This is a genomic window from Hyphomonas sp., assembly GCF_040882205.1.
Lineage (GTDB): Bacteria > Pseudomonadota > Alphaproteobacteria > Caulobacterales > Hyphomonadaceae > Hyphomonas.
Window position 1 is genome coordinate 1 of the sequence record NZ_JBBEBT010000029.1, and the last position, 7998, is coordinate 7998.

11 protein-coding genes and 1 pseudogene are annotated in these 7998 nt (G+C 63.4%); 5 read left to right on the plus strand and 7 right to left on the minus strand.

The annotated features are described in order from the left end of the window. From WEA77_RS01705 to hppD, 5 genes and pseudogenes are all read right to left on the minus strand, one after another. Window positions 1–73: pseudogene (locus WEA77_RS01705) on the minus strand (succinyl-CoA--3-ketoacid-CoA transferase); the annotation flags it as partial. Next, window positions 73–780 carry a CoA transferase subunit A gene (locus tag WEA77_RS01710; protein WP_368066144.1) on the minus strand — a complete coding sequence of 236 codons (708 nt, stop codon included), beginning with the start codon at window positions 778–780 and terminating at the stop codon, window positions 73–75. The gene WEA77_RS01710 and the pseudogene WEA77_RS01705, both read right to left, overlap by 1 nt. 109 nt (window positions 781–889) lie before the next feature. Continuing rightward, window positions 890–1900, minus strand: a complete 1011-nt coding sequence (locus WEA77_RS01715) for a fumarylacetoacetate hydrolase family protein (RefSeq protein WP_368066145.1) — start codon at window positions 1898–1900, stop codon at window positions 890–892. 251 nt (window positions 1901–2151) lie between these two features. Then, window positions 2152–2703 (minus strand): VOC family protein, encoded by a 552-nt coding sequence (locus WEA77_RS01720; protein ID WP_368066146.1) that lies wholly within the window; start codon window positions 2701–2703, stop codon window positions 2152–2154. Then, window positions 2703–3803 (minus strand): 4-hydroxyphenylpyruvate dioxygenase, encoded by a 1101-nt coding sequence (gene hppD, locus WEA77_RS01725; RefSeq protein ID WP_368066147.1) that lies wholly within the window; start codon window positions 3801–3803, stop codon window positions 2703–2705. Before hppD ends, WEA77_RS01720 begins: the two co-directional genes overlap by 1 nt. A gap of 89 nt (window positions 3804–3892) precedes the next feature. Between hppD and WEA77_RS01730 the strand changes: the two genes are divergently transcribed. Next, complete coding sequence (locus WEA77_RS01730; RefSeq protein ID WP_368066148.1) at window positions 3893–4360, plus strand: MarR family winged helix-turn-helix transcriptional regulator; 468 nt, start codon at window positions 3893–3895, stop codon at window positions 4358–4360. Window positions 4361–4363: 3 nt separating this feature from the next. Here the strand turns inward: WEA77_RS01730 and WEA77_RS01735 are convergent, their stop codons facing one another. Both WEA77_RS01735 and WEA77_RS01740 read right to left on the minus strand, forming a co-directional pair. Beyond that, the gene (locus WEA77_RS01735; protein ID WP_368066149.1) at window positions 4364–5341 is read right to left on the minus strand and encodes an alpha/beta fold hydrolase; all 978 of its coding nucleotides are present in this window, start codon (window positions 5339–5341) and stop codon (window positions 4364–4366) included. Continuing rightward, on the minus strand, window positions 5341–6063 hold the full coding sequence (locus tag WEA77_RS01740) for a DUF4197 domain-containing protein (RefSeq protein WP_368066150.1): 723 nt from the start codon (window positions 6061–6063) through the stop codon (window positions 5341–5343). The genes WEA77_RS01735 and WEA77_RS01740 overlap by 1 nt, the downstream gene beginning before the upstream one ends. Before the next feature lie 193 nt (window positions 6064–6256). On the opposite strand from WEA77_RS01740, the gene WEA77_RS01745 reads away from it, so the two are divergent. The 4 genes from WEA77_RS01745 to WEA77_RS01760 are packed head-to-tail and all read left to right on the plus strand — an operon-like array spanning window position 6257 to window position 7989. Then, window positions 6257–6622 carry a BlaI/MecI/CopY family transcriptional regulator gene (locus tag WEA77_RS01745; protein ID WP_368066151.1) on the plus strand — a complete coding sequence of 122 codons (366 nt, stop codon included), beginning with the start codon at window positions 6257–6259 and terminating at the stop codon, window positions 6620–6622. After that, the gene (locus WEA77_RS01750) at window positions 6619–6858 is read left to right on the plus strand and encodes a hypothetical protein (RefSeq protein WP_368066152.1); all 240 of its coding nucleotides are present in this window, start codon (window positions 6619–6621) and stop codon (window positions 6856–6858) included. Before WEA77_RS01745 ends, WEA77_RS01750 begins: the two co-directional genes overlap by 4 nt. Before the next feature lie 9 nt (window positions 6859–6867). Then, window positions 6868–7359, plus strand: coding sequence for a hypothetical protein (locus tag WEA77_RS01755; RefSeq protein WP_368066153.1), 492 nt, complete (start codon window positions 6868–6870; stop codon window positions 7357–7359). Window positions 7360–7380: 21 nt separating this feature from the next. Then, on the plus strand, window positions 7381–7989 hold the full coding sequence (locus WEA77_RS01760) for a hypothetical protein (protein WP_368066154.1): 609 nt from the start codon (window positions 7381–7383) through the stop codon (window positions 7987–7989). The last annotated feature ends 9 nt before the right edge of the window (window positions 7990–7998 follow it).

Sequence of the window (7998 nt, forward strand, 5' to 3'; positions counted from 1 at the left end):
CGAGGTTCACGTAGAAACCGTCTTCAAGTTCCTTCGCGGCGCGGGCCGCCATATCATCGCGTGTCCAGGCCATCAGGTGCTCTCCCGCTTGCGCACGGTGCGCTGTTCAATCCGCTTCTCGAATGTGCCCTTGATGATGCGTTGGACGAAGACGCCCGGCAGGTGGATATGGTCCGGGTCCAGATCACCTGCGGGAACGATTTCCTCGACTTCGGCGACCGTGACCTTGCCGGCCATCGCCATCGGCGGATTAAAGTTGCGGGCGGTCTTGTTGAAGATCAGGTTGCCCTGCGTGTCGGCCTTTTCGGCCTTGATGATGGAGAGGTCGGCGACGAGCCCGGTTTCGAGGATATAGGTCTCGCCTCCAAACTCGCGGTGTTCCTTGCCTTCCGCGACCAGCGTGCCGACGCCGGTCTTCGTGTAGAAGCCGGGGATACCCGCACCGCCTGCCCGGCAGCGTTCGGCCAGCGTGCCCTGCGGGTTGAACTCGAGTTCAAGCTCGCCGGAAAGATACTGGCGCTCGAACTCCTTGTTCTCGCCGACATAGGACGAGATCATCTTCCTGATCTGCCGCGTTTTCAGGAGAAGGCCGAGGCCGAAATCATCGACGCCGGCGTTGTTCGAGATGGCGGTGATGTTCTTCACGCCGCTATCGCGCAGCGCGAGGATCAGGTTTTCCGGAATGCCGCAGAGGCCGAAGCCGCCGGCCATTACCGTCATGCCATCGAAGGCAAGCCCGTCGAGGGCCTCCTTCGCCGATTTGTAGACCTTGCTTGCCATCCGGCCTGTTACTCCCTGGTCGCGTTGCCGCTGCTGCCCCGCCACTAACATATTCTGCGGCGGGCGAATGCCCTAGTGCGACGAAAGTTTCAACAGCTGTTGAAGCCGTTCAGACGGCCTCGACCGTCTGTTCAATGGCGCCGAAGATGGAGTGGCCCGAGGCATCATTCATCTCGATGCGCACGATGTCGCCGGCTTTCATGAAGGGCGTTTTCGGCGCGCCGTCGCGGATGGTCTCGATCATGCGGATTTCGGCGATGCAGGAATAGCCGAGGCCGCCTTCGGCAACCGGCGTGCCGGGGTCGCCATCCTTGCCCTTGTTGGAGACGGTGCCCGAGCCGATGATCGTGCCGGCGGACAGCTTGCGCGTCTTTGCAGCATGGGCGACGAGGCGCGGGAGATTAAAGGTGGCGTCCACCGCCGCATTGGCTCGGCCGAACGGGGCGCCGTTGAGATCAACGCGCAGCGGCAGGTGGACAAGGCCGTCCTGCCAGTTGGGGCCAAGCTCCTCCGGTGTCACGGCGACGGGGGAGAAGGCGCTGGCGGGCTTGGACTGGAAGAAGCCGAAGCCCTTGGCGAGTTCGCCGGGGATGAGGCCCCGCAGGGAGACGTCATTACAGAGCATGATCAGCTTGATGTGGTGGCCGGCTTCTTCCTCGCTGACGCCGAAGGGCACGTCATCGGTGATCACTGCGATCTCGCCTTCCATGTCACAGCCCCAGGCGGGGTCGCCGAGCGAGATAGCGTCGCGGGGGCCGAGGAAGGCATCGGAGCCGCCCTGGTACATCAGGGGGTCGTAGTAGAAACTTTCCGGCACCTTGTCGTTGCGGGCGGCGCGGACGAGTTCGACATGGTTGATATAGGCCGAACCATCCGCCCACTGATAGGCGCGCGGCAGGGGGCTCTCGCAGTCATGCTCGTGGAAACGGAAGGTGGGCACAGAGCCCAGCTCGACCTGCCCCGCCAGCATTTCCAGCTCCGGCCCATAGATGTTCCACTTGTCGAGTGCGGCCTGCAGGGTCGGCGTGATGCGGGCAGCGTCGGTGGCGCGGGTGAGGTCGCGGCTGACGACGACGAGGCGGCCATCGCGTGTGCCATTGCGGAGGGTGGCGAGTTTCATGGGGCTAACCTTTGCGGGCTGTTCAAAGCCCCCTCTCCCTCCCTGAAGGAAAGGGGGTTGGGGGTGAGGGTGTGAAAGGGAGAGGGCGGTTTAACTGAAAGCACTGAGCTGTATGGCTGGCCCTCACCTCTGCCCCTCTCCCCCTGACGGGGGGTTTTCCCGTTGCATGAATTGGCTGGCGTCTTCACGCTGCCGACTTGGTTCTATTGCTACGCGATTTCCGGGACGGCGCCACTCGAAATCGGGGCGCCCTACTTCGTCTCTTCCCGAATCTTTTCGTGCAACCACGCCGCATGTCTTGGCGCTTTCTTCGTTACGCTCCATTCCTCGATCATGGGTTCAGCCACGCTCTTCAGCTGCGCCATCTGGTCCGGCGTACCGATGTCGGCGGCGAGTTCGAGGCGGTGGCCATTGGGGTCGAAGAAGTAGATCGACTTGAAGATGCCGTGATGGGTAGGACCGAGGACGTCGATGCCAAGCGACTCCAGATGCGCCTTGGCGGCGTGGAGTTCATCAAGGCTGCCGAGGCGCAGGGCGATGTGCTGGACCCAGATCGGCGTGTTCGGATCGCGGCCCATTTCCGGCTGCTCGGGCAGTTCGAAGAAGGCGAGCACGTTGCCGTTTCCTGCATCGAGGAAGATGTGCATGTAGGGATCATAAGCACCGGTCGAGGGCACATGGTCCTCCGCGATCGCCAGTTGGAAATCCATGCCGAGCGTCTTCCTGTAGAACTCCACCGTCTCCTTCGCATCCTTGCAGCGATAGGCGACGTGGTGGACGCCTTTGAGTTTTGGAGCTGCCATCACACTTTCTCCTTCACAGCCAGCACGCCGCGCTCAACCTGGTCGCGCTCGATGCTTTCGAAGAGGGCCTTGAAGTTGCCTTCGCCGAAGCCTTCCTTATAGTCGCCCTTGCGCTGGATGAACTCAAAGAAGACCGGGCCGATCTGCGGCTGGGCGAAGATTTGTAGCAGGAGGCGCGGGCTCCCGCCTTCGGTCGTGCCGTCGAGCAGGAGGCCGCGCGCCTTGAGGCCGGCTTCGTCTTCACCGTGGCCCGGCAGGCGCCCGGAGAGCATCTGGTAATAGGTTGGCGGCGGGGCGGTCATGAAGGGTACGCCGCGCCGCTTCAGGTCGTCCCAGCAGGCATAGAGATCGTCGCAGATGAGGGCGATGTGCTGGATGCCTTCGCCGTTGAACTCGCGCAAGAACTCCTCGATCTGACCGCCGCCGCCCTTGCCTTCTTCATTGAGGGGTATGCGGATCTTCCCGTCTGGCGCGGTGAGCGCCTTAGACGTCAGGCCGGTATATTCGCCCTTGATGTCGAAATAGCGGATCTCGCGGAAATTGAAGAGCGTCTCGTAGAAGTCGGCCCAGTATTTCATCCGGCCACCATAGACGTTGTGGGTCAGGTGATCGATTACCCTGAAGCCCGCGCCTCTGGGGCTCCGGTCCACGCCCGGAAGGTACTCGAAGTCGATGTCGTAGATGGAAAGTTCGCCGGCGCCGCTGTCATAGCGGTCGATCAGGTAGATGATCGAATTGCCGATGCCGCGGAGGCCGGGGATGTGCAGCTCCATCGGGCCAGTCTTCATCTCCACCGGCTCGCCGCCCTGCTTGAGGAGGTGATCATAGGCCTTGCGCGCGTTCTTGACGCGAAAGCCCATGCCGCAGGCCGACGGGCCATGCTCGCGGCTGAAATACCAGGCGGCGGAGGCCGGCTCGTAGTTGGTGATCAGATTGATGGCGCCCTGACGCCAGAGTTCGACATCCTTGGACCGGTGGCGGGCGATGCGCGTAAAGCCCATGGTTTCGAAAACCGGCTCGAGCACGCCCTTCTCAGGCGCGGAGAACTCTATGAACTCGAAGCCATCGAGACCGGCGGGATTGTCGAAAAGATCGGCCATGGGACGCGTTCCTGTCTTGCAAGGCGGGGATAGATAGTTTCATATGTAACTAATTTTGCTTCCCCCTGCAAGCGAGAGACGAGGAAAGAATGCCCGAAAAGCCCGCCGCTGCCACCCTGTGCCTGAGCACATTCCTGCCGTTCCGGCTGTCGGTGCTGTCGAACGCCATCTCCCAGCGGATCGCGGAACTGTATGACCGGGAGTTCGGCCTCTCGATCTGGCAATGGCGCGTGATGGCGGTGACTGCCGATACGCCGGCCATCAGCGCGACCGAGATCGGCCAGCGCACGCAGATGGACAAGGTGGCGGTCAGCCGCGCCGTCGCCGGGCTCATGGAGGTCAGCTATCTAGAACGGCGTGCGTCGACGGAGGATGCGCGCCGGTCGCTCCTGTTCCTGACGCAGGCTGGACGGGAAGTGTACGAGCTGATCGTGCCACTGGCGCTGGCCGAGGAGGAGCGGCTGGTCGCGACCCTGAACGCGAAGGAACAGTCAGAGCTGGCGCGGCTGATGCAGAAGCTGGCCGAGGTTGCGTCGCCGGAGCGGGATTTGTGGTGAGGCTTACCCCGTCCGCCGCCGCCGCTGCCGCAGGTTTCGCGACACCGGGCCGTCTTCTTCAAGCGTGAGGCGTTCGACGAGGCGGGCAATGAAGGCGGAGAGCTGGTCGCGGATTTCGTAGGGAGCTTCCATTGGCAGGAAGTGCGACGTGCCGCGCACGGCGCGCATCATCAGCGAGGGATTCTTCTGAATAATCTCGGCACGGACCTTGTCGGAGATCACCGAGTCGCGGTTCGGGCGCAGTATAACGATGGGGATCTTCTTCTTGCGGACCTTGGTCAGCGCGCTCCATGGCGCGTTGCGCTGGGCGCCAAAGGTTTGCGCTTCCCATTTCGGGGTACACAGGAGTTTCCAGCTTTGTTTCTCGGCGTCGGCCGGGCCGTTGTCGGCGCGGTCGATGCCGTCCAGCAGGTAGTCCGCCAGGAAAGGTTCGCGCCAGGATTTGAATACCGCCTTGCTGGCATAGCCATCGAGAGCTTCGCGGAACGAGTTGAACTCGCCGCGCCGCTTCCTTGCGCGCGCTGCCATGCCGTTGCGCCGGATCAGCCAGTTCACCGGCGGGAAGACATGGTTCCAGAAATACACCTGACGCGACATGATCACGGGGTCCGCCAGCACGAGCCCCTTCACGAGGTCCGGCCGCTTGCCGGCCACCAGCAGCGCCACGCAGCCGCCCATCGAATGTCCGCCCAGCACGACGCCCTGCGGCGCTTCGTTCTCGAGGAACTCAATTACATCGTCCCGATATTTGTTCCAGCTGGTGAGACCGGCCTTGGCCGGCAGCGTCGAGCGGCCGTGCCCGCGCATGTCGAGCGCCGCGACGCGCGCCCGCAGGCCGAGCGGGGCGAGCATCGACTGGTAGGTCATCGCGTTGAAGCCGGTCGCGTGCAGCCAGACGGCTGCATAGGGCTTGATCGGATCGCCGAATTCGATCCCGGCCATCTGCCCGCCGGCTTTCATGTCTTCGCGGAAACGGCGCATCAGGCAGCGGCTCCAAACACCTTGCGGAGCAGGTCGGTCGTGCGCGCCACTGGATTCTCCCGGATCTTCATTTCCTCTTGCGCCACGTAGAGGAAGATGCCGTCAAGCCCGAGCCCCACGGCATGCGACGTCAGGTCTGCCTGCAGGCTGGAGGTTGCGCCGCCAAGACCCGCGCTCGCGGCATAGGATTCAAGCGCAGTGAAGGCGCCGGACTGTGAGAGCGCGGTGCGCACATGCGGGGTGAATGAGGCCGTCAGCTGGCTTTCCGTCCGGGCGCGGAGGAAATCAGTGGCGGCCGTCCCCCCCCCGCGCAGGATGGCGAGTGCGTCCTCGATAGTCATGCTGCGCACGGCGCCAACAATCAGGCTGCGTGCTTCCGGCACGGCCGCTTCAGCGGCGCGGTTGAGGCGCAGCTCGACATCGTCTAGCGGCCCGCTGGCGCCGATCACGGCGAGGGTCTTCTGGAGGCTGCGATAGGTTTGCGGCAGCGGGATGCGTACGCGCGGGTCGCCGAAGTATCCGTTCTCGCGGCCAAGTCGTACGGCAACATTGGCGGTGCCAAGGGTAAGCGCCTCGCGCAGGCCCGCGTCGATTTCACCAAGTGTGAGTTCGCCCGAGGGCTGGGTGAGGATGCCGCCGAGAACCGGCCCATAGGCGCCTGCCGACTCGCAGCCCGCCGGAAGCATCGCAAGAACCAGAGCCGCCAGAATTCCAGGTCTCATGCTTCAAACTCCCAAGCCCGTCCGGAAACGGTTACGCAACGAGCGCAGACCCTACAGGAGGGATTCCGGGAAATGAAGGGCACGTCGGCCCCTGCGCTGCGCAAGCTCGCCTGACCGGGATTTCACAAACGACCTATTGACTACGCCTGTAGTCAGAAATAGGGCTACACCTGTAGTCATATACAGGTGGCAGATGACGCAGATTTCCGCATCCGAACTGGAGGTCATGGACGTGCTCTGGGCACATCCCGGCCTCGCGGCGAGTGATGTCCACGAGGGGCTCGGCGACGAGCGCGGCTGGAACGTCCGTACGGTGAAAACCTTCCTCGCCCGGCTGGTCGAGAAAGGCGCGCTACGTAAGGCCGAGGACGGCCGGCGTTATCTTTATTATCCAGCGATCAAGGAAGACGCATACAAGGCCGAGGCCGCGACACAATTCATCGACCGGGTGTTCTCAGGCCGCGCGGCGCCGCTGGTCGCCCACCTCGCCGACAGCCGCGGCCTGACCGTTGAAGACATTGCCGAACTCGAGAAACTCCTGGGGGAGCTGAAGAAATGATACCCGCCATTCTCAACGCAGATTTCTCCCACGCGCTTGAGACGCTGCTGGCGGTCCCGGTCCTGATCCTGGGAGTGCTGACGCTGCGCCGCACGGTCTCGCGCCAGTTCGGTGCGGGCGTCGTCTGCCTGATCTGGGCAATCGCAGTGGTGCGCTTGTTCCTGCCGCCGCTGCAGACGCCGGTGTCGCTGCTGAACTTCGACCTGACCGCCATTACCCGGGGCGCGGGCACATAGGCCGAAACGGTGGTGCGCGATCCCGGCGCCGTGATCGTCAACTATGAAGCCGGCGCGCCCGGTCCGGCGCTGATCGCCGATGGCGGACGTCTACGCCTGACGGATGAACTTCTGTCCCTCGCGTTAATCGCGGGTATCGCCGCCTCGGTTGCTGGCGCAGCCGAACCCGAAGACAGCGGCGCCCACGAACTCCGCATCGGATCCGAACCGCTCTGGATCAGCGGCGAAGAGACAGACCGGCAGATCGTGTTGCTGGGCGACCCGATGGCCAGGGTCATCCCGTACCCGCCGGAGCCGCCGGAACTGGCCGAGCTTCAGCGGCAGATCGATATCGACGTGGCAGAACCGACCGGCCCCGACGTTCTGGGCCCCGACGTTCTGGGCCCCGACGTTCTGGGCCCCGACGTTCTGGACCCGGTCATTGCCTGGCATGAAAGCGAAGACAGGGAAGAGTTTGCCGCCCTTGGCGAGAAACCCGGTGAGCTGCACTCCGGAATGTAAGGCGAGACGGTCGAAGAAACCGTGACGGAAGAAGACGGCAAGCGCATCGTCAAGCGCAAGGTCATCAGCGCGAGAGACATGACGCCGGAACAACCCGAAGCCCTTGGAGCTGAGATCGAAGCTAAAGCTGCCAAGCTGGAAGCCAGGATGGCAGAACGCGAGATCGCCATCGGCGCGCACGAGAAAGCCATCGAGCACAAGATGGAGCGGCTCGAGAAGCGGATCAAAATGAACAGCGAAGGGACCGAGCGGATCATGGAAGAACGCATCGGCGCTGACTTCGAAGCGAAGGTGGAGGCCCAGGCCGAGCTGATCGAGTATCTGGTGGAAAGCTGGGAAGATGCCAAGCTGAACAAAGGTGAGACGCGGATCATCGAACGCGCCGATGCGCAGGGCGAAGTGTTCCGCCTCGCCTGCGTGGAAGGTAGCCGCGGCAATCTCAAGTCAGGCCCCGCGCTCGCCGCTGTCGGCAAGTATCCCGGCATCACGGAAGCCGGGAAAGCTGCATTCCGCGAGGCCGACAAGGGCCACAAGCGCAAGCAGGTGATGGTGATCCGCGGTGACAAGTCCGAAGCCCCTGAGGCGCCGCAGCCGCCTTTGCCGCCGCAGGCGCCCCTGAAACGCGGATGACGCAGATAC